19 protein-coding genes and 1 tRNA gene are annotated in these 21,697 nt (G+C 68.0%); 11 read left to right on the plus strand and 9 right to left on the minus strand.

Annotated features, from left to right (window positions below; translation table 11 throughout):
- The first annotated feature begins 144 nt into the window (after nt 1–144).
- The 3 genes from EV648_RS16705 (at nt 145) to EV648_RS16715 (ending at nt 3,404) form a co-directional block, all read left to right on the plus strand.
- Nucleotides 145–1,713, plus strand: coding sequence for a replication initiator (locus EV648_RS16705; protein ID WP_199234665.1), 1,569 nt, complete (start codon nt 145–147; stop codon nt 1,711–1,713).
- 14 nt (nt 1,714–1,727) lie between these two features.
- Entirely contained in the window at nt 1,728–1,916 is a 189-nt protein-coding gene (locus tag EV648_RS16710; protein WP_132291669.1) for an AlpA family transcriptional regulator, read from the plus strand.
- A gap of 66 nt (nt 1,917–1,982) precedes the next feature.
- Complete coding sequence (locus tag EV648_RS16715; RefSeq protein WP_158294003.1) at nt 1,983–3,404, plus strand: helix-turn-helix domain-containing protein; 1,422 nt, start codon at nt 1,983–1,985, stop codon at nt 3,402–3,404.
- 27 nt (nt 3,405–3,431) lie between these two features.
- Here EV648_RS16715 and EV648_RS16720 read toward each other — a convergent pair.
- Nucleotides 3,432–3,504, minus strand: a tRNA-Thr gene (locus EV648_RS16720).
- A gap of 134 nt (nt 3,505–3,638) precedes the next feature.
- Between EV648_RS16720 and EV648_RS16725 the strand changes: the two genes are divergently transcribed.
- Nucleotides 3,639–4,781 (plus strand): MFS transporter, encoded by a 1,143-nt coding sequence (locus tag EV648_RS16725; RefSeq protein WP_305000059.1) that lies wholly within the window; start codon nt 3,639–3,641, stop codon nt 4,779–4,781.
- On the opposite strand, the gene EV648_RS16730 is transcribed toward EV648_RS16725, so the two are convergent.
- A complete protein-coding gene (locus EV648_RS16730) occupies nt 4,750–5,946 on the minus strand; it encodes an MFS transporter (RefSeq protein WP_132291675.1) in 1,197 nt (398 codons plus the stop codon). The genes EV648_RS16725 and EV648_RS16730 overlap by 32 nt on opposite strands.
- Before the next feature lie 189 nt (nt 5,947–6,135).
- Here EV648_RS16730 and EV648_RS16735 point away from each other — a divergent pair, with 189 nt between their 5' ends.
- Together EV648_RS16735 and EV648_RS16740 are read left to right on the plus strand one after the other, a co-directional pair.
- A complete protein-coding gene (locus EV648_RS16735; protein WP_132291678.1) occupies nt 6,136–6,651 on the plus strand; it encodes a SigE family RNA polymerase sigma factor in 516 nt (171 codons plus the stop codon).
- Nucleotides 6,648–7,475, plus strand: coding sequence for a hypothetical protein (locus EV648_RS16740; protein WP_132291681.1), 828 nt, complete (start codon nt 6,648–6,650; stop codon nt 7,473–7,475). Before EV648_RS16735 ends, EV648_RS16740 begins: the two co-directional genes overlap by 4 nt.
- Here the strand turns inward: EV648_RS16740 and EV648_RS16745 are convergent.
- The 5 genes from EV648_RS16745 to EV648_RS16765 all read right to left on the minus strand — a co-directional run bounded on the left by EV648_RS16745 (nt 7,461) and on the right by EV648_RS16765 (nt 14,502).
- Nucleotides 7,461–7,985: a gamma carbonic anhydrase family protein gene (locus EV648_RS16745; protein ID WP_132291684.1), complete on the minus strand. Its 525-nt coding sequence runs from the start codon at nt 7,983–7,985 to the stop codon at nt 7,461–7,463. The genes EV648_RS16740 and EV648_RS16745 overlap by 15 nt on opposite strands.
- Before the next feature lie 10 nt (nt 7,986–7,995).
- Nucleotides 7,996–9,159, minus strand: a complete 1,164-nt coding sequence (locus EV648_RS16750; protein WP_241995261.1) for an MFS transporter — start codon at nt 9,157–9,159, stop codon at nt 7,996–7,998.
- Between the two features lie 152 nt (nt 9,160–9,311).
- Complete coding sequence (locus tag EV648_RS16755) at nt 9,312–10,691, minus strand: GH1 family beta-glucosidase (RefSeq protein WP_241995263.1); 1,380 nt, start codon at nt 10,689–10,691, stop codon at nt 9,312–9,314.
- Nucleotides 10,681–11,280 carry a YbjQ family protein gene (locus EV648_RS16760; RefSeq protein ID WP_132291693.1) on the minus strand — a complete coding sequence of 200 codons (600 nt, stop codon included), beginning with the start codon at nt 11,278–11,280 and terminating at the stop codon, nt 10,681–10,683. The genes EV648_RS16755 and EV648_RS16760 overlap by 11 nt, the downstream gene beginning before the upstream one ends.
- 27 nt (nt 11,281–11,307) lie before the next feature.
- Nucleotides 11,308–14,502, minus strand: a complete 3,195-nt coding sequence (locus EV648_RS16765) for a penicillin acylase family protein (RefSeq protein ID WP_132291696.1) — start codon at nt 14,500–14,502, stop codon at nt 11,308–11,310.
- A 305-nt stretch (nt 14,503–14,807) separates the two neighbouring features.
- Between EV648_RS16765 and EV648_RS16770 the strand changes: the two genes are divergently transcribed.
- Complete coding sequence (locus tag EV648_RS16770; RefSeq protein ID WP_132291699.1) at nt 14,808–15,398, plus strand: TetR/AcrR family transcriptional regulator; 591 nt, start codon at nt 14,808–14,810, stop codon at nt 15,396–15,398.
- Between the two features lie 28 nt (nt 15,399–15,426).
- On the opposite strand, the gene EV648_RS16775 is transcribed toward EV648_RS16770, so the two are convergent.
- On the minus strand, nt 15,427–16,140 hold the full coding sequence (locus EV648_RS16775; protein ID WP_132291702.1) for a neutral zinc metallopeptidase: 714 nt from the start codon (nt 16,138–16,140) through the stop codon (nt 15,427–15,429).
- Between the two features lie 43 nt (nt 16,141–16,183).
- On the opposite strand from EV648_RS16775, the gene EV648_RS16780 reads away from it, so the two are divergent.
- Both EV648_RS16780 and EV648_RS16785 read left to right on the plus strand, forming a co-directional pair.
- Nucleotides 16,184–16,366, plus strand: coding sequence for a hypothetical protein (locus EV648_RS16780; protein ID WP_132291705.1), 183 nt, complete (start codon nt 16,184–16,186; stop codon nt 16,364–16,366).
- Between the two features lie 128 nt (nt 16,367–16,494).
- Nucleotides 16,495–17,613 carry an aminotransferase class V-fold PLP-dependent enzyme gene (locus EV648_RS16785; protein WP_132291708.1) on the plus strand — a complete coding sequence of 373 codons (1,119 nt, stop codon included), beginning with the start codon at nt 16,495–16,497 and terminating at the stop codon, nt 17,611–17,613.
- Nucleotides 17,614–17,648: 35 nt separating this feature from the next.
- On the opposite strand, the gene EV648_RS16790 is transcribed toward EV648_RS16785, so the two are convergent.
- Nucleotides 17,649–19,688 carry a DEAD/DEAH box helicase gene (locus EV648_RS16790; RefSeq protein WP_132291711.1) on the minus strand — a complete coding sequence of 680 codons (2,040 nt, stop codon included), beginning with the start codon at nt 19,686–19,688 and terminating at the stop codon, nt 17,649–17,651.
- A gap of 559 nt (nt 19,689–20,247) precedes the next feature.
- Here EV648_RS16790 and soxR point away from each other — a divergent pair.
- Both soxR and snpA read left to right on the plus strand, forming a co-directional pair.
- Nucleotides 20,248–20,724, plus strand: coding sequence for a redox-sensitive transcriptional activator SoxR (soxR, locus tag EV648_RS16795; RefSeq protein ID WP_132291714.1), 477 nt, complete (start codon nt 20,248–20,250; stop codon nt 20,722–20,724).
- A gap of 153 nt (nt 20,725–20,877) precedes the next feature.
- Nucleotides 20,878–21,540 carry a snapalysin gene (snpA, locus tag EV648_RS16800; RefSeq protein ID WP_132291717.1) on the plus strand — a complete coding sequence of 221 codons (663 nt, stop codon included), beginning with the start codon at nt 20,878–20,880 and terminating at the stop codon, nt 21,538–21,540.
- Nucleotides 21,541–21,697: the final 157 nt, after the last annotated feature.

The following is a 21,697-nucleotide window of genomic DNA, read 5'->3' on the forward strand; positions in this document are numbered from 1 at the left end:
GAGTCCTGTCGTTGCGGCTGACCCCGGCCCTTGGGGGAGGCGCGAGGTCAGCCCGACTGGCCCGTATGGGGTTCGGGACCGTGCCAGCCGGTTTCTCGGTGCCCCACCGACACCGCACCGAAACGTCTCGAAAGGAGGCCGAACATGACCACCACCCGCGCCAACATCCAAGAGGTCCTGAGCGGCCTCGAAGGGCTTGGACAGGCCACCGGGAACACTCGCCCGGCCGTGGACCCGGGCAAGCGGTACAACGCCGCCTCAGGGCTCGAAGAGGCCATCCACCGGGCCGCCACCACCGCCGACTACGACGCGTGGCTCGACCACACCGCCTCGGCCGCCGGCTGCTCCCGCCCGATCCAGCTCCGGGGTGAGTCGCACATCGTGTCCGAGCGCACCGGCCGGATCATCTCTACCCGCCACACCGACGACATGCCTGACGGCGTCATCTACAAAGCCTGCGGCAACCGCCGCGCCGCTGTCTGCCCCTCCTGCGCCGAGACCTACCGAGGCGACACCTACCAACTCGTCCTCGCCGGTCTCACCGGCGGCAAAGGCATCCCCGCATCGGTGCGACAGCACCCGTGCGCGTTCGTCACCTTCACCGCACCCTCGTTCGGGCCCGTTCACTCCGCCAGGAAGACTCGAGGACGCGACGGGCAACTCCGCAACCAGATCTGCCGGCCACGCCGCAAACCCGACCCGTGCCCGCACGGCATCGATCAACGCTGCTCACAGGTCCACCGCGACGGGGAGAAGATCCTCGGCACCCCGCTGTGCCTGGACTGCTACGACCACGACCACCAGGTCGTCTGGAACGCCCTGTCCGGCGAACTGTGGCGCCGCACCATGGAACGCGCCAAAGACACCCTCCGCAGCTGGGCCAAGAAACACCGCGTCACCCTCAAACTGTCCTACGGCAAGGTCGCCGAAATGCAGTCCCGCGGCGTCGCTCACTTCCACGCCCTCCTGCGCCTCGACGGCACCAACCCGCTCGACCCCGGCCTCCTGGTCGTGCCTCACCTCGCCGCCGACTTCACCCTGCTCGCCGCAGCCGTCAGGCACGCCGTCGAAACCACCCGCTTCCGGTCGCTGCCGCACCCCGACAAGCCCGACGGCTGGCTCATTCACTGGGGCCAGCAACTCGACGTGAAACCCGTACGGCAAGCCGTCGACGGCGTTATCACCGAAACCGCCGTCGCCGGATACCTGGCCAAGTACGCCACCAAAGGCGCAGAGGCCACCGGGCACTCATCGGCACGCCTCACCAACGCGACCGTCAACCGGTACGCCACCGAGCACACCCATGCCGGCCGATTGGTCGACGCGTGCTGGCGACTCGGCCGCCCCGGCTCCGACCTCGACCCCGGCCAAGCCGCCAAGAACTCCGGCCGCCTGTCCTACAAGCGCCTCAGGCTCTGGGCCCACATGCTCGGCTTCGGCGGCCACTTCTCCACCAAGTCCCGCCAGTACTCCACCACCCTCAAAGCACTCCGCGAAGCACGGGCCAACTGGCGACGCGAACGACACCGCACCGCCGAACACACCGGCGACACCGAAACCACCCTCATCGTCGGCAACTTCACCTACGCCAACACCGGCTGGCGAACCATCGGCGACGCACTCCTCGCCAGCACCGCCGCCGCCAAAGCACGCGAACACAGACGCATCGCACGAGACGAAATCGAAGCCCTGTCCCTTGAAGATCCCAGCTGAGAAAGGTTCAAACGATGGCTACCAGCGTTCAGCGGCGATGGACCGTTGAGGATGTCGCAGAGTACCTCGGTGTACCCGTCAAGACGTTGTACAAGTGGCGTTGCCACAACTACGGCCCTGCTGGCGTTCGGGTCGGCAAGCATCTGCGATATGACCCGGAAGATGTCGTTGCCTGGTTCAACGCCCAGAAGTCTGCGTCCTAGGTCGGGCGCGGGACGATGGCAAGGAAGCCGCTACCTCTCGGCACCTGGGGCAAAGTGCGGACCTACGTGGCTCACACCAACGACAAGGGCAAAGCCGACAGCTTCCGGGCAGTGGCCGGTTACCGAGACTACGACGGTCGCACGCGACAGGTTGAGGCCTACGGAAAGAGCCGGACGGCGGCAGAATCCAACCTAGTGTCGAAGCTCAGGGAACGGTCACAGCTCGCAAGCTCCGGCACGCTAACCTCGCTGACACGATTCACCGTTGCCGCTGACGTCTACCTGGCGAAGCTCGAGTCCATGGTGAAGGACGACAAGCGTTCACCGGGCACGCTCTACACCTATCAGCAGCAACTCAAGAGCAACATCCTGCCCCGTATCGGCGAAGTGCGGTTGGGCGAGGCAACAACCCCGCTGCTGGACAAGGTCATCACCGCAATCAAGGACGAGGTCGGCGCGGTGTCTGCGAAGACCTGCAAGAGCGTCATCTCTGGGGTTCTTTCGCTTGCCGTGCGACACGGGGCGATTCTGGCCAATCCAGTCAGGGAACTGGAATCCCTCGATGCTTCGCCGCAGAAAGCTCCGAGATCGCTAACGGATGAAGACCGCGTCAAGTGGTTCGCGATGCTGGCGAAGGACGAGCGAGCCATTCGGGCGGACATTCCCGACCTCTCGATGTTCCTGCTGGCCACCGGCGTTCGGATTGCAGAGTCATTGGCTGTCCTGTGGACTGAAGTTGACTTCAAGAGGAGCGAAGTAGCTGTCACCTCGCAGATCAACCGCATCAAAGGTCAGGGACTCGTTAGGCGGCGCACGAAGTCGCGTGCGGGTCAGCGTGTCCTGACTTTGCCGCCCTGGGCGATGGCCATGCTTCAGCGGCGCTTCAGTTCGGGCGTCCGGCTGGAGGATCCAGTCTTCCTAGACGCTCTGGGTGGCTTTCGGGACCCGAACAACGTCCGCAAGGACCTTCGCCTAGCTCGACAGCCAATCGGCAATGAGCTCCGTCGTGAATTGGGCCGCTTGCTCGGCAAGGCTCGTCGGGAGGCCGGCCTCAAGCAGGTTGAAGCCGCGGAGCGGTTGGGATGGTCGAAGAACCGGCTCAGTCTCATCGAAACTGGGCGAGTGCGGGTGGACCTGGCCGAGGCTCGTGTGCTGGCAGATGCCTACCGGCTGTCCCGGTCGTCACGCGCATCGTTGATGGACGTGGTCAGCTCGGCTGGTCAACCGACGATTGCTGACGAACTGTCCTGGGTGACCTCGCACAACTTCCGGAAGACAACGGCGACGCTCCTGGACGAGGCGGGACAGACCGCACGGCAGGTAGCCGACCAGCTCGGCCAGTCCCGCCCATCCATGACACAGGATGTCTACTTTGCTCGGAGAGCCCGCAATCCGGAGGCCGCCCACGCCCTCGCCGGAGCGATGCCGGAGCACCAGGAGCGCCAAAATCATGGGGTAAACCATGGGCAGGAGGCTTCTGACTCATGAGCCGACAGGCATATTGCCTGGTCAGAGAGCCGACGAGGGGACTCGAACCCCTAACCACCGCTTTACAAGAGCGGTGCGCTACCAATTGCGCCACGTCGGCGGGTGGGACTGTGGGTCCCCCGGTGTTGCTGAATCATCTTAGAGGATCTGGTGGGCAGGGTCGGGAGGTGGAGGAGGGGTGCGGTGGGTGGGGTCGGGGTGTTGCGCGGGAATCGAGGGTTTCGGCGGTTGTTCGTGGCTCGGGCGGTGTCGTTCTTGGGGGACTCGCTGGGGCTGGTGGCGCTGCTGTTGTACGTCGAGGGGGTTACGGGGGCTGCGTTGGCGGTGGCGTTGTTGTTGCTGGCCGGGGACTTCACGCCGGGGTTGTTCGGGGCGTTCGCGGGGGTGGTCGGGGATCGGATTGATCTGCGCAAGGTGATGGTGGGGTGCGATCTGGCGCAGGGGGTCCTCGTGGTGGTGATGGCGGTGGCGTTGCCGCCGTTGCCGGTGTTGTTGGTGCTGGTGGCGGTCCGGAGCCTGGTGGCGCAGGTGTTCCAAGCGAGCAGCCGGAGCGCGGTGCCGGCGTTGGTGGCGGACAAGGACCTGGAGACGGCCAACTCGACGCTTGGGGCCGGCACCTACGGGCTCGAGGCGATCGGGCCGTTGGTGGCGGCAGCGTTGTTCCTGGTTCTCGACGTGCGCGGGATCCTGCTGATCGACGCGGCGACGTTCTTCGTGTCCGCGGTCCTGCTCATGGGCTTGCCGAGTCTGCCGCCGAGCAACGAACACTCCGGTACGTCGGTACTCCGCAACGCGCGCGACGGCCTCGGCTACATCTGGAAGACGAAGACGGTGCGGGTGATCGGCCTCGGGTTCTTCGCGGTGGTGGCGTTCAACGGAGTGGACGACGTGGCGATGGTGTTCCTCGCGAAGGACGAACTGCACGGCGGGGACTCCGCCGCGGCGACCTTGTATGCCGGGGTCGGGATCGGCCTGGTCGTGGGCTACGCGTTGCTCACCAGGTACGCGAGCCGCTTCGCGATGCCCGTGCTCCTCATCGCGGGTCTCGCGATCAGCAGTCTGGGCAACCTCTTCACCGGGTTGGCCTGGGCGATCTGGGCGGCGCTCGCCCTGCAGACCATCCGGGGAGTCGGCATCGCCGCGCTCGACGTAGCGATCAACACGCACCTGCAGCGCGTTGTACCGCCGGCGATGCTCGGCCGCGTCTTCGGCAATCTGTACGGCGCGATCGGCCTGGCGGCGGGGATCTCGTACGTCTTCGGTGGTCTTCTGCTCGAGCACACCAACGCCCGGGTGACCTTCATCGCCGCGGGCGTCGGCGGTCTCCTGGCGACGGCCGCGACCGCTATCGCTCTACGGGTTCAAGCGCGGCGATAGGACCTCGCAGGGCACGTGCGCCCGGTACTGCGATCAGCGCGACCGCCGCCATCACCAGGAACGCCGCCATCGGGTGATCCACCAGCAGGCCGACCACGATCGCGACGAGGAGTCCGCCCAGGTTGCCCGCCATCCAGATCAGGCCGGCGCCGGTTCCTTCGGCTTCACCGGTACGGCGCTCGACCAGTTCGAGCACGATCGGCAGGGCGGGCAGCAGCAGGAACCCGATCACCGTGATGGCGACGAATCCCATCAGCGCGCTGGGCACGAACGCGAGGGCCACGCAGGCGAGTGCGGTCAGCAGCAGGCTCATCACGAGCAGGGCGGACTCCGCGCGATGCCTGACCACGATCACCGGGATCACCGCACAGCCGATCACGCCGGCGACTACGTTGACCAGGAGGATCGTGCTCGCCGTCTCGCCACTGACTCCGGCAGGTTCCAGCAGGGCCTGGGCGAAGGTGGTCATGGCGACGAAGACCCCGAACGGGAATATCGCCAGCACGCAGAGCCGGCGGATCAGCGAGTCGCCCCACGCCACCTTCAGGGCGCTGCGATCCGGGCGACGGTGCTCTGCCTTGTGCTCGCCTGGTTTGCGCAGCGCAACGAGCAGGACGAGCGCGGAGACCACCGAGAAGATCGCCGTCAGGATGAGCATGGTCGGCAGCTGGTTGCCGTCGGCAAATATGGCGGCGAGGAGGAAGGCGATCACCATGCCGGCGAAGATGCTGGCGGTGCCGGCGGCGATCCCGGTCGGGCGGTCCTTCTCGGCGAGGTAGCGGCCGGTGATGCCGGTGACGGCGTTGAGGACCAGCGGCTGGGCGACCGAGGCAACGATCTGGCCCGCCAGCAGCCAGCCGTAGTCGTCGCCGATGAGCCGCAGGCAGGCGCCCAGTGCAGTCAGGACGGCGCCGACGAGCAAGCCGCTGCGGAACCACCGGTCGAGGATCAGGCCGGCCGGGATCGCGAGCACGACGTACAGGAGAGGGAAGACCTGGGCCAGCCAGCCGATGGCGTTCTCCGAGACGCCATAGCGCTCGGCGGCAACCGTGGTGACGCCGGCGAAGTTCAGCCAGACGAGCTGGGTTGAGGCGCCGACCAGTGCGAAGGCGACGATCGCAAACCACCGGCTGCGAAGCCCGACCGACTGCTGTGTTTCAGCCATCTCTATCCCTCCCGAACCGAACAGTAACCGCAACCGCCCCAACCCCGCACCGAACCGGCAGAGAACCCGCACCGCACTCACACTGCACCGCGGCAGCACCGGCGGAGGCCGGCCGCACCAGCGCTGACCCCGCGGGGACCTCAACCTGGGAGGGGGGTTGGGGGTTGATCAGGTGAGAGGGGTGAATGGATGCGGGATCAGGATGGGTTTGACGAGTTTGTGCGGGCTCGGTGGGGCTCGACCGTGCGGTTGGCGGTCGGGCTGACGCTGGATCACGGGTATGCGGAGGATCTGGCGCAGGAGGCGTTGGCGAAGCTGTGGTTCCGGTGGAGCCGGGTGGCTGACGGCAACCCGGACGCCTATCTCCGCAAGATCGTGCTGAACACCTTCCTCTCCCGGCGGCGGCGCAAGTGGTGGGGAGAGCAGGCGACCGCCGAGCCCGAAGCCGGGCAGCCTGCCGCCACACGGGCCGAAGCGACACCCACAACCCAGGTGGACGACCGCAACGCGCTGAAGCAGGCGCTCCGAAAAGTCAGCCCCATGCAACGAGTGGTGATCTTCCTCCGGTACGCCGAGGACCTGCCCGAGCAGGAGGTCGCCGAACTGCTCGGCTGCTCCGTCGGCACGGTGAAGTCGCACGCCAGCCGCGGCCTCGCAGTACTCCGGAAGGCCCTCGACAACCACGCTCAGGAGGTGCACCGATGAACCAAGACCAGCTAGAACGCCTGCGCGACGGCCTGCTCGACCTGGCAGATCCTTCGACCGGCCCGTCCGATCCAGCCGCACTGGTGAATGACCGCGTCCGTCGACTCAGGAGACGCCGTACTGCGGGGTCGCTGGCGGGCGTTGCCGTAGTCACCGCCGGGGTAATCCTGGCGATCCAGACACTCGCCGCCACCCCGCAGAGCGAACCTCCGGTGGCCGGGCTCCCCACGCCTACTAGAACGATCGTCATGGACCCGAAGACCGGCAAGGTCGTCAGCGAGAACCCGCCGCGCCAAGAGCGGGCGAACCTGCCGAGCTTCCCGCTCCCCCAGCCCTGGCTGAACCAGATGTACACAAAGCTGCCCGACGCGAACGCCTTCCGCCCGCACGGCTACTACGTGCAGACCGAGACCAGGCTGAACGGCCGTCCTTGGGGCATGGTGTCCTACCAGGCCGGTCCCACGACCTCGGAAGCCGGCTGTCTGGAGGTGATCCCGCAGGGAGTGTTCGACGCGGCGGCCTGCTTCGACCGTCCCGAGCCGCACGCCAGGGTCGACTGGCGCGCGCAAACAGCCACCAGCGGCACGAAGCCCGAACTGACTGAGCTCAACTACAGCCTGGTCTACGGAGCGACCCACTACGGCGCCCGTTCGGTCAAGATCACCCTGGCGAACGGTACGACGTACCAGGCACCCGCGACGGGTACGCCGGCCTCCCGAAGCCAGCGCTTCTTCGCTCTCGTGGTCCCGGCCAAGGCGCCCGCGGTCAAGAAGGTCGAGGCCTTCGACGCCCAGGGACTCGCGCCGGAGCTACTCGGCGACTAGCTCGACAGAGGCCGCGTGGCGGCGGGCGAGGTCGTGGTAGACGGCGGCGTTGTGGTCGACGAAGAGCTTGGCGGTGCCTTCCAGCGGGATGATCTTCTTCGCCGGGCTGCCGAGCGCGACGGACTCGGGCGGGATCACCGAGCCGGGCGTGACGGTGGCGCCGGCGGCGATGAGAGTGCGCTCGCCGACCACGGCGCCGTCGAGCACGATCGCGCCGTTGCCGATCAGGGCCTGGTCGCCGACCACGCAGTCGTGCACGAGGCACTGGTGACCGACGGTGGCGTTCCGGCCGACCTCGCAGACCCCGTCGCCGACGTGGATCACCGAGTTGTCCTGGATGTTCGCACCCTCGCGGATGACGATCCGGCCGAGGTCGGCGCGGATCACCACGCCGTACCAGATCGAGGCGCCCTTCTCGACGACGACGTCACCGACCAGGGTGGCGGTCGGCGCGATCCAGGCTTCCGGGTGGACGGTCGGGCTGACGCCCTCAAAGGAATACAGCGGCATAGCAAGCAGACTAAGCGACCGACCTGACTTGCCGAACCAGTACTGCGCCTAGCAGCGTCACCGCGGCGGCTAGTACGTACAGCACCGGGTAGCCGCCAAGGAAGCGCACCACAGGTGCTGCGATAGCGGGAGCAATCACCTGCGGCAGGGAGTTCGCGATGTTGATCACGCCGAGGTCCTTCGCTCGGTCGCGCGCGCTCGGCAGGACCTCCGTGAGCAGGGCGAAGTCCACCGACAGGTACACGCCGAAGCCGATACCGAGGACGACGGCTCCCACCAGCGCGCCGGACCAGGTCGGCCAGATCGCGAGCACCACGCCGCCTAGCGCCATCACGACGCCCGCCCAAGTCACGAAGACCTTCCGGCGGGCCAGGCGGTCCGACCAACTACCGGAGGCGACGGCCGTCAGGATCACGCAGAGGCTGTAGATGGCGGTCAGGATCAGTACGCCGGTATCGGGATCGTCGTAGCCGACCGCGTCCTGCAGGTAGAAGAACAGGTACAGCGTGCCGAGCGCATTGCCGAGGTTGAGCAGGAAGCGCGTCAACCACGCCCACCCAAAGTCGGGAAAGCGCCGAGGGCTCACCCAGAACCCGGCGAAGAATTCACGCCACACCAGCGCGGGCCGCTCGGTCAACTGCTGGTCGCCGCTGATCAGCAGATAAGGAATCACCGAGACGAGCAGGAAGGCGGCACAAGCGATATAGCCGACGCCGACCCCTCCGACAACGGTGGCCAGTCCGACTCCCACCAGCGCACCGAGCGTCTGGGCGAGCGCGACCCAACCGCCGACGAGTCCGCGCTGGAGCTTCGGCACCCGGTCCGGCACAGCGGCGGTGATTGCCGCCAGCAACGCGTTGCAGAACAGTTGCACCAGGCACCAGCCGAGCAGCATCCACGCGACCGCACCAGCGCCCGCCAGCACCAGCAACCCCACCGCCCCGCCGAGCGCACCCGCAAGCACCCACGGCACCCGACGGCCGAAGCGCGATCTCGTGCGGTCGGAAATCGCCCCGAACAAAGGGTTCGCGACCACCGAGACCGCCGCACCGACACCGGTGACCAGACCGAAGACAAACTCCTTGTTGCCCGGAGAAATGGCATCGGACTGCTTCGCGAGCAGCACCTGAATCGGCCCGAGCCAGGCGGCGAACACCCCGACGTTCGCCAGCACAACACCCGCAGTCCACCGCCGCCGAACCGGCACCACCGGTTCGGCAAGGGCTGAACCTCCAGTGGGGGATAGAGGAGCGCCCACCCCCGAAGCCGCAGCCTCCGGAACGGCGCTAGGCGAAGCCGGTGCGTCCGACGCCGACGGCTCCTGGTTCATTCTCGGCTCTTGGCGATCAGGTTGCGGTACCAGTGGTACGACGCTTTCGGGGTGCGCGCCTGGGTCTTGAAGTCCACGTGCACCAGGCCGAATCGCTGCGAGTACCCGGCGGCCCACTCGAAGTTGTCCAGCAACGACCACTGGAAGTAGCCGCGGACGTCGATGCCGTTGTCGATCGACTGTTTCAGGACCCGGAGATAGGCGTCCAGGTAGTCGATCCGGCGTTGGTCGGTGACTACGCCATCGACCGGTTCGTCGTTGATCGCGCAGCCGTTCTCGGTGATGTAGATCGGCGGGAGGCGGTCGCCGTACCGGGTCTTGAAGGTCTGCAGAATCTCCCCGAAAGCCTCGGGAACAACCGGCCAGCCGAAGTCCGTGCGCGGATAGCCCTCCAGCACACGTGGTTCGAAAGGAAGACCTTCAGGTGTGGGGATGCCGTCCGTGGCCGCGGTGTCGGGGTTGCCGGTGGGAGCGCCGACCCGGACGGGCGCGTAGTGGTTCAGGCCGAACCAGTCGATCGGGGTGGAGATCACCTCGAGGTCCTCGGCGACCGGGCCGGGCATCGCCTCCCCCAGCCCTTCGGGATAGCGACCCAGCAGCACCGGATCGGCGAAGAGCCAGTTGACCAGGTTGTCGTAGAAGCCGGCGGCAGCCACGTCCTCAGGACTGTCGCTGGCCGGCCAGGTCGGAGCATGGTTCGAGGCGATCCCGATATTCGACGCACCACCCGCCCGCAGAGCCTGTACTGCGCGGCCGTGCGCGAGCAACTGGTGATGAGCCACCGGCAGCGCCTCGAACCCCAACTGCTTCCCCGGCGCGTGACCACCCACGGCGTACCCGAGCAGGGTGAGCACCACCGGCTCGTTGATCGTCATCCACAGCGGCACCCGGTCGGCGAAGCGTTCAGCCAGCAGGGCGGCGTAGTCGGCAAACCGCCCAGTGATGTCCCGGGACGCCCAGCCGCCGGCATCCTCGAGCGCCTGCGGGGTGTCCCAGTGGAACAACGTCGGCGCCGGCTGGATCCCCGCGGCCAGCAGCGAGTCGATCAGCCGGTCGTAGAAGTCGAGACCATCGGCGTTGCCCGGACCGACACCAGAGGGCTGGATCCGCGGCCAAGAGAAGGAGAACCGATAGACGTCGACCCCGAGATCGCGCATCAGCCCGACATCCTCGGCATACCGGTGATAGTGGTCGCAGGCGACCTCCCCGGTGTCGCCGTTCAGGACCGCGCCCGGTGAGGCGCAGAATGTGTCCCAGGTCGAAGGGCCGCGACCACCCTCGGTCACGGCACCCTCGATCTGGTACGCCGACGTCGAGACCCCCCAACGGAAGTCGGGTCCGAAGTCGAGTGCGGGGCACACGGGTTCAGCTGTCACTCGCATCATCCTCACTGGGTCTGGCGACGTCCTGCGGACGCGGCGGCTCCACCTTGCGGACGATCACCGCGGTGCCGTAGGCGGCCACCTCGCTCATCGTCTGGGCGATCTCGTTGCAGTCGAAGCGCATCGCCAGGATCGCGTTCGCGCCCATCTGCTGCGCCATCTGGCACATCCGCATCACCGCGACGTGCCGCGACTCGGCCAGCATCTGGGTGTACTCCGGCACCTCGCCACCGCCGAGCGACCGGAAACTCGCGGTGAAGTTCGAGCCGAAGTCCCGGCTGCGCACGGTCAGCCCGAACACCTCGCCGAACACCTTCTCCGCGGTGTACCCGGGCAGGTCGTTCATGGTCGAGACGAGCACCGGGTACGGCGAACCCTGCGGCGCCACGTGCGGCGCGTTCTGCTGGGCCGGCTGGTACCCGCCCGGCGCCTGGCCGTACCCGGGCTGCCCGTAGCCACGTTGCTGCGGCGGCGGGCCCTGCTGGTAGCCGGGCGGCGGGGCGTACCCCGGCGGCGGCCCCTGCTGGTAGCCCTGCTGCGGCGGGTACGGCTGGTTAGGGTTCGGAGGAAAGTTCTGGTTCATACCGTCATCTTTCCAGCCCCATGCTCGTCATTGGCGGTAGACCTGGAACTCGTAGAGCGAGTACCCGTACGACGTCGCCCGCCGCGTCCCGGTGATCCGCACATACCGCGCGGTGGTCGCCGCGAACCTGGCCACGTCCTCCCCGCCATCGCCGTTGCCGGTGGCAAACACCTGCTGCCAGTTCACGTTGTCCCGGGACACCTCGATCCGGTACGCCGACCCGTACGCGGCCTCCCACCGGAGCACCACACGGCGGATCGTCTGCTCGGCGCCCAGGTCCACCTTCAGCCACTGCGGGTCGGACCACTTGCTCGCCCACCGTGTCCCCAGGTCCCCGTCGACGGCCTTCGCGGGCGGCGAGTTGAACAGCCCGGTCTCGTAACTGGAAGCGGTGGCGGTCTTGCCCACCGCCTGGTTGCTGACGTCATCACCACGGCGCGCCGGGAACTCGACCACCTGCTGGTAGGTCGGCCGGTTGACCCACGTCATCCGGCCCTGGGTGATTCCGCCCATCGGCTGGTGCACGATCTGGTCCGCGCAGTACTGGTCGCCCGCAGTACAGTCCGCGGTCGCCGGGTAGGTCGTGGCCGCCGGAACCTTGGTTGCCGCCAGCAAGGAGAAGGCGAGCACCGTGCGGCAGGCGGCCAAGGAGCCACCACCGCAGTACGTCACCGGCTGCGGGGTCTTGACCGGGTCGCCGAGGACCTTGCGCAGGTCCCGCTGGACGAATCCCCACCAGCCGTTCTGGAAGGCCGAGCCCTGGGCACTCGGACGCTCGTCGATCTTCTGCGCGCTCACCAGAGCGCCGTAGAGGTCCGGACCGAGACCCTGGAACTGCGCGGGGACCAGTAGCGGCCACCAGGCGTCGAGGATCCGGATCGCCTCGGCGTGGTCGTAGGTCTTCGTCGCCTCGTTGGCTGTCTTCCGATGACTGCCGGCCGCCTGCCACGCCTCCAGCCTGGCGACCGCGGCAGCGACAGCGGGATCGGTGATCAGCTCGCTCTTCAGCACCCGGAGCAGATACGGCAGCACCTGGTCCGCGCGGAGATCGACGGTCGCCGCATCCTCCATCGCCTCGACCAACTTGCCGCGGCTGAACTTCTGCCCGGACCCGATCACCGCCTTGATGCGGTCGTCCAGCGGTTGACTGCGGTAGACCGAGTTGTAGCCGAAGTTCCCGTCGGCTGCGGAGAACCCGGGCGCCTGCTTGTTGTTCCAGCTGGTCAGGTAGTCCTGGTTGACCACCTGCGGATGCTGAGCCGGTGGCGTGTACGTCGCACGGTTGGTTTCCGGGTTCCAGCCCTGCCACTCATAGGTGCTCCAGGTCGGCAGGTTCGGATCGGCCCCGGCCGGGCGGACCGGGTTGTCGCCGGAGTTGAAGTAGGCGATGTCGGTCTTGTCCGTGTAGAACCAGTTGAACGTGTAGCCGATGTTCGTCGCCGCGTTCTGGAAGTCCTGCGCGGAGTGGATCGCGTCCGGGTCGTTGAACAGCATGAACCCGAGCGCCGAGCCGGCCTCGTTCCCGTAGGTCGACCGGTTCTTGGTGAACAGCACGGGCTTCCCGCCGACGGTGCCCCGGTGCGTGACGATGCCGAACTTCGTGCGCTGGGCGACCAACGTGTAGGAGCCGGCCGGTTCCGAGGACCCGAGACTCGGGTACCACGCGTTGTGCCGCTCGAGCTTCTCGATCGGGACGCACTGGTGCCGGAAGAGGTAGTGCGTCGAGTTCTTGGTGGGTGTCCCGCCGCCCGGCTCGCACAACTCGACGGCGTACGTGTCGGTGATGTCCTGGCCGGCCGAGGTGGCGCTCCAGGAGTAGTCCGCGCCGCGGCCGATCAAGGTGTAGAAGTTCAGCCCCGCGAAGGCGACCCCGCGCGAGCTGACGCCCGGGCCCTGGAGTTCCTGGCGGAGCAGGAGTTGCGGAGCGAAGTACGAGGTCTGGGGTCCGTAGACGGCGACCGGGTTGCCGCTCTCGGTGTGTGCGCCGGAGACGAGCAGCGCGTTCGACATTCCCTTGGGTCCGAAGCCCTCCGGGAAGACGCCGCCGTCGAAGATTCCCTTCAGGGACTCCTTGCCCTGGGCCTTGTTCGGCGGCTTGATTCCCTTGCTGCTCTTGGGTTTCAGCGCCTTGGCGAGGCCGGCCGAACCGGTCTGGTCGACGACCTCGGGCTCGGGGGTCACCGAGCCTCGATCCGGAATCGCGCGACCGGCCGGGTTGGCCGGCGTCGTGCCGTACGGGAAGGTCGCGCCGTTGTGCACGGTGGTGTTGGCCTCCGGGTCGTTCTGCGAGCGGAACGACTCCCACACTTTGGTGCCCTGGGCAACGCCGTACTTCGCCTGCGCCTCGAGCAACGCGAGCGCGGACTCCATCTCGCCGCCACCACCCGTGCCGAAGATGCCGGCCACCACGGCCGCCGTGGCGACCACGTCGGTCACCTTCCACGGTTGCGGCGTCGGCAGGCCGAGCGCGACGTACTCGCCGGGGTAGGCGATCCCGACGGTGTCGATGTAGTGGTTGACCCCGTCAACCCAGGCCTGGATGTCCTTCTGCATCTTGACCCCGTTGGCGCCGTAGCGCTCGTCGGCGTCGTCGAACTGCTTCTGCAGCTCCGCCTCGGTGTACGGCGCGGTCCGCCAGAACTCCTGCTCGAACGCGCGGTTCCCGGCCGCGCCACCCGCGAACGGGGTCAGCTGGCCGCGGCCGAGATGCCGGAACACGTCCATCACGAACAGCCTGTCCTGCGCCCCGGCGTACCCGGCGCCGAACATGGTCCCCTCGTGGGTGGTGCCGGTGATGTGCGGGACGCCGCGGGACTTGTCGCGCACGATCGTCACGTCCGCGCGGGGATGGATCGTGCTCGCCACATCGCCCGGTCTCACCCCGAACGACGCGTCGTCGAAGTACGCGTCGAGGCCGTCGTCGGTGATGCCCTGGGAGTTCCAGACCAGCCGCTCGTACGGCTTGACGGTGTCGCTGAAGTGCGGCGGGCGGGTGCCGAACCCCTTGAAAAGAAGAAGATCCGTGAAGGTCGCATTACCGTTCTGTCCGGGTGGCACGATGTCCGCGCACTGCCCGACGCAGTAGTCGACCGGTACCGCGGCCGCGGCCGGTCCGGCCTGACTGGTGGTGGACAGACCGGCAGCCAGTACTGCGCTGACGGCGAGGGCGGCGGTCGTCGTACGGACGGCGCGGGTGAGCTGAGCGGGGCGGCGGCGCGTCACGGGTCCTCCCTGGTGGTGTGTCTCGCGAATGGCTTGAGCGCGAGCGGTGTCCGGGTGGGTGCATCGCAAGGCGGAGGGAAGGGCTCGATGCTTTTTCCATCGTGTCCTTTCCTCCAACGCCGCGAGGCGCCCGCCTGGGCGCCGCTCGTGCCAAGCCATTCGCGAGACACACCACCTGAGGCATCGCTGGGGTGATGACGGCAGGGATCGTCAAAAACTGACGATGACTCACCAGTAGGTTCAGGTCAAGAGTCTTGGACGCTTGACCTGGAGGCCGTACTGTGAGACCGGTCGAGAGGAGACCGATGCCCCGGGTACCCGCGAACGAGCGGCGCGCCGAGCTCGTCCAGGCGGCGATCCAGGTCGCCACCCGCGAAGGGCTGGCCGCGACCACCACCCGGCGGATCGCGCAGGAACTGGGGATCTCGGTCGGCATCGTGCACTACTGCTTCCGGTCGAAGGAGGAATTGCTGCACGAGGTGATCCGGGTGATCGCCGAGGCGCAGGTGGTTGCCGCCCGCTCCGCGATCACGCCCGGCGGTGATGTCGCGGAGAGCGTGCGGAACGCGTTCCTCGGGTTCTGGCAACTCGTCGAGGCGACCCCGGACGCGCAGTTGCTGACGTACGAGCTGACCAGCTGGGCCCTGCGTAATGCCGAGACGGAGCCACTCGCGCGGGAGCAGCGGGCCAGTCAGCTCGCGGGCATCGAGGAGATCCTGCAGGAGATCTCGGCCGCGACTGGGGCCGAGTGGAAGCGCCCCGCAGACCAGCTCGCGCGGATGACGCTCGCCATCACCGACGGAGTCACGCTCGGCTGGCTGGTCGACCGCGACACGGCGTCCGCAGTACAGGCTTTGGAGACCTTCGCGGATCAGCTGCTCGCGCTGGCCGTCTAGTCAGCGCCTCGTCTTTGTCTTGCCGGGGTCAGGAAACGGCCGCGGGCTTGGCGGTGAAGGTGTTGCAGGCGGACGGATTGGCGGCTTCGAAGCCGCGGAGGGACCACCGGCCGTGGTTGGTCTTGTTGCCGTGCGAGCGCGTGGGGTTCCACTGGTCGCCGCGGTTGCGGACCGTCCACTTCCACCTGTCCAGGAACGAACCGCGCGCCGGGAAGAACTGCTTGTCGGCGCCCAGGTAGACACCACTCAGGCAGGAGGCCTGCAGCTCGCGCCGCCTGCTCTCGGTCAGCTGGGCCGCGGAGCCGTTCAGGTAGCCCTCGCGGGTGTCGGACGCGACGAGGATCCCGGTCATCGCCTGCACGTGGTGCCCGTACTCGTGGGCGATCAGGAAGGCCATCGTGGCGCGGGCCCACATCGGGTCGGAGTCCCGGTAGTTCTTGATGTCGTAGTTGCCGTCCATGTAGATGACGCCGTTGCAGTACACCGCGGTACTGGTCAGGGCGCAGGGCGAGGTCGACGACTTACCGCTGTACACCTGCAACTGGGGAGCCCAGAACTGGTACCCCGCCTTGCGGATCGCGGGCGCCCACGCCTTGTTCAGACAACCGAGGGCCTGGGCGTAGTAGGCCCGGACCTTGGCGAGCGAGGTCGGCCGGACGGTCGGTTCCTTGCAGCGTGAGGCCGGCAGCCGGCCGACCTTGTAGAGCCGGTTCTGGACGACCAGCCGGTTCTCCTGAGCCATCGGCGCGACCGTCGCGGTCGGAGCGGAAGGACTCGGCGTCGGCTTGGGCGACGCGGTGGGCGACGTAGTGGTGGACGTGATGGTGGGGGCAGGCACCCTCACCGCGACCGGACCCGGCCGGTTCTGGTCGCCCTGGCGCACCGCTACCGCACCCGAGGCCCCGACGATCACGAGGGCCGCGCAGACCACCGTTATGCTCGACCGCCTGCTACTCGCCACCGGCTGACCTTAACCGCAAGCGCGGGGCTTCGCGCCCCGGCCGTCGTTACCGGACTCTGTTCGAGGTCCGGCGGCAACTTTGCGTGACCAAACCATGGCCGACAGGTGCCGTCAGCCACTATGGTGATCCGCACCATGGGCACACATGAGCGGCATCGGTTGACCGAGGTCATCAATGCCAAGGGGACCTTCACGCCGCTGGGCGTCTCGCGCAGCTCAGCGAAGGTGGCCGAGGCGGTCGCGGAGGCCCTGCCCGAGTTCTTCGTGATGGACGAGCTGGGCGACCGGGCCAGCGAGGCGATCGCGCACGCGACCGGCGCCCAGGCGGGTGCCGTCACCCACTGCACGTCGGCGGCGATCACCGTCACGATCGCGGCGGCCATGGCCGGTACCGACCCCGAGCGGATCGCGGCCCTGCCCGACACCAGGGACATGCACAACAGGGTCGTGCTGCCGGCCGGCCATGCCGTTGCCTACGGCCAGTCGATCCTGCAGGCCGTCCGTCTGGCCGGGGCGAGCGTGGTGCTCGCAGGGTCCGAAAACCGTTGCAGCACAGACGATCTGGACGACGCGCTCTCCGGCTCCGACATAACCTGCCTGCTGCTGGTGTCGTCGCGGCTGACCCACGGCGAGCCCGTCGACCTGACCGCCGCGGTCCGCGCCGCACACCGCCGAGGAGTTCCCGCGATCATCGACGGCGCCGGCCAGTTCCCCCGTACTGCGGACCTGCTGGCCACCGGCGCGGACGCGGTACTGATCAGCGGGCAGAAATACCTGGCCTCGCCGACGGCCGGTCTGGTGATCGGCACCCAGCGGCTGGTCCGGGCGGTTCGCGCGCAGGAGAACGGCATCGGGCGCGGGATGAAGCCGACGAAGGAGTCGACCGTCGGCGTGCTCGCGGCACTCGAGGAGTGGCAGGCGATGGACCGGGCCAAGTGGGAGGCGGACCAGGCCGCCAAGGTCGCCGCTTTCGTCCGTGCTGCCGACGAGTTCCCCGGGATCTCGGCCTCGGACCTCCCCGACGCGACTGGCCTGCCGCTGTCCCGGGTGCTCCTCACGGTGGATCCCGCGATCGATGCCACAGCTCTCGCCGCCAAGCTCCAGACCGGCCACCCGCCCATCTACGTGATCGCCGACGACGCTCCCGCCGGCCACCTCGTCCTCGAACTCGTCCCCCTCGACGACGACGAGATCGAAGTACTGGTGGCCCGGCTCGGAATGGAGCTCAGGGCAACAGAAAAGCCCCCGGTGTGAACCGGGGGCTTGTCTGAATTGCCAGGGCTGGAACGTCAGCGCTGGTAGGACTTGTTGTTGCCCTCGTAGCGGTTGGACTCGGGGCGGCGCGGGCCGTTGCCCGAGCGCTCCGGGCGACGGCTACCACCACTGCCACCACGGCCTTCGTAACCACCGCGACCCTCATAGCCACGGTTCGAGCGGCCGCCGCCGAAGCGCTTGCCACCCTTGTTGAAGCCGCCACTGCCACGCGTCGGCTTAGGGGCCGGCAGCTTGACCGGGTAGCCCGACGGCTTGGTGCCACCGGTCAGCTCGGTCACGACGACATCACCCGGACGGGCGCGGACCGGCTCGGTGTTGACACCGGCCGACTCGGCCAACCGGATCATGCCGCGCCGCTGGTGCGGCAGCACGAGCGTGACGACGGCACCCTTGCCGCCGGCGCGCGCAGTACGGCCGGCGCGGTGCAGGTAGTCCTTGTGCTCGGCCGGCGGGTCAGCCTGGACGACCAGGCCGACGTCATCGACGTGGATACCGCGGGCCGCGACATCCGTTGCCACCAGCACCGGTACCGAACCGTCCTTGAACTGGTCCAGCGTCCGGTTGCGGGCGCCCTGGGTCAGGCCGCCGTGCAGCGCCGCGGCCATCACGCCACGGTCGCGCAGTTGGGTGGCGACGCGGTCGGCGCCCAGCTTGGTGCGGACGAACACGATGGTCCGGCCGTCGCGGCTGGCCAGCTCGGCCGTCAGCGACTGCTTGTGCGCCGGCTCGATCACGAGCAGATGGTGCTCCATCGTGGTGACGGAGGCCTGGCCGGACTCGGTCGAGTGCGTGACCGGGTCCTTCAGGTAGGTCTTCACGATGGTGTCGACGTCGTTGTCCAGCGTCGCCGAGAACAGCAGCCGCTGGCCTTCCGGCGGCGTCATGTCCAGCAGCGTGGTGACGGCCGGCATGAAGCCCATGTCGCACATGTGGTCGGCCTCGTCGAGCACGGCCACCTCGATCGCGCCCAGGTCGGCAGCGCCCTGCTCACACAGGTCGATCAGCCGGCCGGGGGTGGCGATCAGCAGGTCGACGCCGCGACGCAGCGCATCGATCTGCTTCGGGTAGGGCAGACCGCCGGCGATCAGCTTGATCGAAACGCCCATCACGTGGGCGAGCGGCTCGAGCGCATCGTGCACCTGCATGGCGAGCTCACGGGTCGGCACCAACACGAGGCCACGCGGGCGGCGCGACTCGGTGTGGCCACCGGCAAGCCGCATCAGCGTCGGCAGGCCGAACCCGAGGGTCTTGCCGGAGCCGGTCTGACCACGGCCGAGCACGTCCTTGCCGGCCAGCGCGTCCGGAATGGTGGCTTCCTGGATCGGGAAGGGCGCGGTGATGCCGTCCTTGGCCATCCGCTGCACCAGCCGCGGCGCCAGTCCGAGGGCGGCGAACCCATTGCCCTCGGCAACCTCGCCGAGGTCGACGGGCGCCTCGACCCGGGCCGGGCGCTCGCGCTGCTCGAACTTGCGATCGCCCCGGTCGAACGAACGGTTGTCGTTGCGGTCGAACGTGCGTTTGGTGCCACGCTCGGCGCGGGGGTCGCGGTCGAAGCCGCGCTCGTCGCGATCCTTGCGGTAGGTCGGCTTGTCGGAAGAGCTCCGGTCGTACGAACTCTTCTGGTACGAGCTCTTCGGGTACGACGGGCTGTCGGTGCGGGTGCTCTTCGGGTACGACGAGGTGCCGGTGCTCGCCGGACGACGCTCGGAGTACGCCGGGCGCTCCGGGCGGGAGTCGTTCGCAACCTCGGCGCGGTAGCCGCGGACCGGGCGGTCGTTGCCACGGGCGGCGTTGTCACGCGGGGCGTCGCGGCGCTCGCCACGGCTGCCACGGTCGGAGTACTGCGAGGGGCCGCCGCGGCGCTCGGTCACGACAGGCTTCTCCACCCGGGCCGAACTACGGTCGGTGCCCGGGGTGCTCGGTGCGTCCAGCTCGGCGGCCATCCGCTCGCCGTACGACTGGGTCTGGAACTTCTTGTGCCGCGGCTTCTTCGCCCGATCGGCGGCGTCGTTGCCGTCGGCGGGAACATACTGGTCCTGGTGGTGCTGGGACACGCAATCTCTCTCTCAACGTCACGGACGGATGCCGGATCGGAGCCGCACGCAAGCGCCGGCCAGAGATCTGGCCGGACCGGACGTGCTGGGCAGGAGATAGGCATCGACCTGCGGGTGCTATCGCGTTGCACCCATGTCGCCGGGGATACATCAGCGGGATGCTGAAACCGACGGGTCGGAGCGCCTGGGAAATGCTCTGGTGACGCGACTCGCGCACCGACGCCGAAAAGTATACCCCGTCCAGCTCCGCCCCTTGACCACACCCAACAACAGGCGTAGGGCCCCAATCGCTCCACCACCTACAACCAAGTGACCCCGGCCACAATTCCCACCAGCCCAACACAACCTGCGACGAGAGTGCCTTTTGTCCGGCAGAGACAACGGCAAGAACCGTGCGGCGGGCAACGGCCGGACAGAGGCACTCTCGTCGTGTTCCCAGCCAGGCACCCCCGGTCTCGATCGCGGCACCCGCCCGCAGGATCGCCGACGGAGCGCCCCGCAGTACCCCCAACAACTAAAGTCCCCTTCAGCTCTTGTCCCGGCGTCCTAGGGTGGCGGTATGGCGGAGGACACCATTCCCAGCAAGGACCACTGGTTGTCGATCGGCGAGATCGCGAACCGTTCCGGCGTCGCCGCGTCGGCCTTGCGCTTCTACGAGGACCAGGGCCTGATCAACTCGCGGCGGACGGCCGGCAACCAGCGGCAGTACCAGCGCAGCACCCTGCGGCGGATCGCCTTCGTCCAGGCGGCGCAACGCGTCGGGCTGGCACTGGCCGAGATCAAGGCAGCGCTGGATTCGTTGCCTGACGACCGGACCCCGACCCGCGCCGACTGGAGCCGCTTGTCGAAGTCCTGGCGGAGCCGGCTCGACCAGCGGATCTCCGAGCTCGAGCGGCTGCGTGACGACCTGGACGGCTGTATCGGCTGCGGCTGCCTCAGCCTGCAGCGCTGCAACCTCTACAACAAGGCCGACCGACTGGCCGAGCGTGGACCGGGCGCCCGCATTCTGAACGTCGGCATACCCGGCGAGTTATGAATGTCATAGAGCCGGGCTCGGCGAACGAGGGTTAACCCCCGACTTCTTCCCGATCTGGTGTGGATCTCCTCAAGGCTTGGCAACATCCGGGATCGTAGCGATCAGTAACCCGCTGATCGCTTTCCGCCACAGATCACGGAGTGAGGCCCTCCCATGTCCCGTCGCCGGATTCTGACTTCTCTCGCCGGGCTCGCCGCCGCAGCCCTGGCCGTCCCCGCCTTCGCCGCCGCCCCCACGGCGCAGGCCCCCAGCTCGTCCCCGACCACCGTCGCGGCGTACACCGGTTCCCCGCAGGACGAGGCCGCCACCAAGGCGTTCTACGACGCGGTGATGAAGTCCGCCCGGGCGAAGCAGGCCAAGGCCGGCAACAAGGCCGCCGCGGTCACCGTCACCTACGCGGTCGACGCGCCGAGCTTCCAGTCCGAGATCAACTCGAGCACCTCGATCTGGAACTCCTCGGTCAGCAACGTGACGCTCGTCGAGGGCAGCAACTACGACTTCTACTACACCGAGGGCAACGACCCGCGCGGTTCGTACGCGTCCACTGACGGCCACGGCAGCGGCTACATCCTCCTGGACTACGCCCAGGCCGACCAGTACGACCCGACCCGGATCACTGCCCACGAGACCGGCCACGTACTCGGTCTGCCGGACCACTACTCCGGTCCGTGCTCCGAGCTGATGTCCGGCGGCGGCCCCGGCCCGTCCTGCACCAACCCCTACCCGGACTCCGCCGAGCGCTCCCGCGTCAACCAGCTCTGGGCCAACGGCTTCAGCAGCCTCGGCGCCGCGGCCGCATTCCACACCTCCAAGTAGCCCCCCGACCTTCGGCTCGGAACCGCCCGGCAGGGGACGGTTCCGAGCCGAAGTACTGTCCCGTACTACGCCTCCACGCCGGCTCCCCCATCGCCTGAACGCGCGGTGGTTCCGCCGGCGTGGCGCAGTGTCCCTCTTCTTGTCTCTTTGTTTGTGC

Origin of the sequence: Kribbella sp. VKM Ac-2568, assembly GCF_004345365.1 — a bacterium.
GTDB classification, from domain to species: domain Bacteria; phylum Actinomycetota; class Actinomycetes; order Propionibacteriales; family Kribbellaceae; genus Kribbella; species Kribbella orskensis.

Coding starts and splice junctions, on each gene's coding strand:
- EV648_RS16775 (WP_132291702.1), bottom strand. CDS start 16,140: ATGGCTCAGGAGAACCGGCTGGTCGTCCAGAACCGGCTCTACAAGGTC.
- EV648_RS16760 (WP_132291693.1), bottom strand. CDS start 11,280: ATGAACCAGAACTTTCCTCCGAACCCTAACCAGCCGTACCCGCCGCAG.
- EV648_RS16785 (WP_132291708.1), top strand. CDS start 16,495: ATGGGCACACATGAGCGGCATCGGTTGACCGAGGTCATCAATGCCAAG.
- EV648_RS16740 (WP_132291681.1), top strand. CDS start 6,648: ATGAACCAAGACCAGCTAGAACGCCTGCGCGACGGCCTGCTCGACCTG.
- snpA (WP_132291717.1), top strand. CDS start 20,878: ATGTCCCGTCGCCGGATTCTGACTTCTCTCGCCGGGCTCGCCGCCGCA.
- EV648_RS16745 (WP_132291684.1), bottom strand. CDS start 7,985: ATGCCGCTGTATTCCTTTGAGGGCGTCAGCCCGACCGTCCACCCGGAA.
- soxR (WP_132291714.1), top strand. CDS start 20,248: ATGGCGGAGGACACCATTCCCAGCAAGGACCACTGGTTGTCGATCGGC.
- EV648_RS16770 (WP_132291699.1), top strand. CDS start 14,808: ATGCCCCGGGTACCCGCGAACGAGCGGCGCGCCGAGCTCGTCCAGGCG.
- EV648_RS16705 (WP_199234665.1), top strand. CDS start 145: ATGACCACCACCCGCGCCAACATCCAAGAGGTCCTGAGCGGCCTCGAA.
- EV648_RS16730 (WP_132291675.1), bottom strand. CDS start 5,946: ATGGCTGAAACACAGCAGTCGGTCGGGCTTCGCAGCCGGTGGTTTGCG.
- EV648_RS16735 (WP_132291678.1), top strand. CDS start 6,136: ATGCGGGATCAGGATGGGTTTGACGAGTTTGTGCGGGCTCGGTGGGGC.
- EV648_RS16710 (WP_132291669.1), top strand. CDS start 1,728: ATGGCTACCAGCGTTCAGCGGCGATGGACCGTTGAGGATGTCGCAGAG.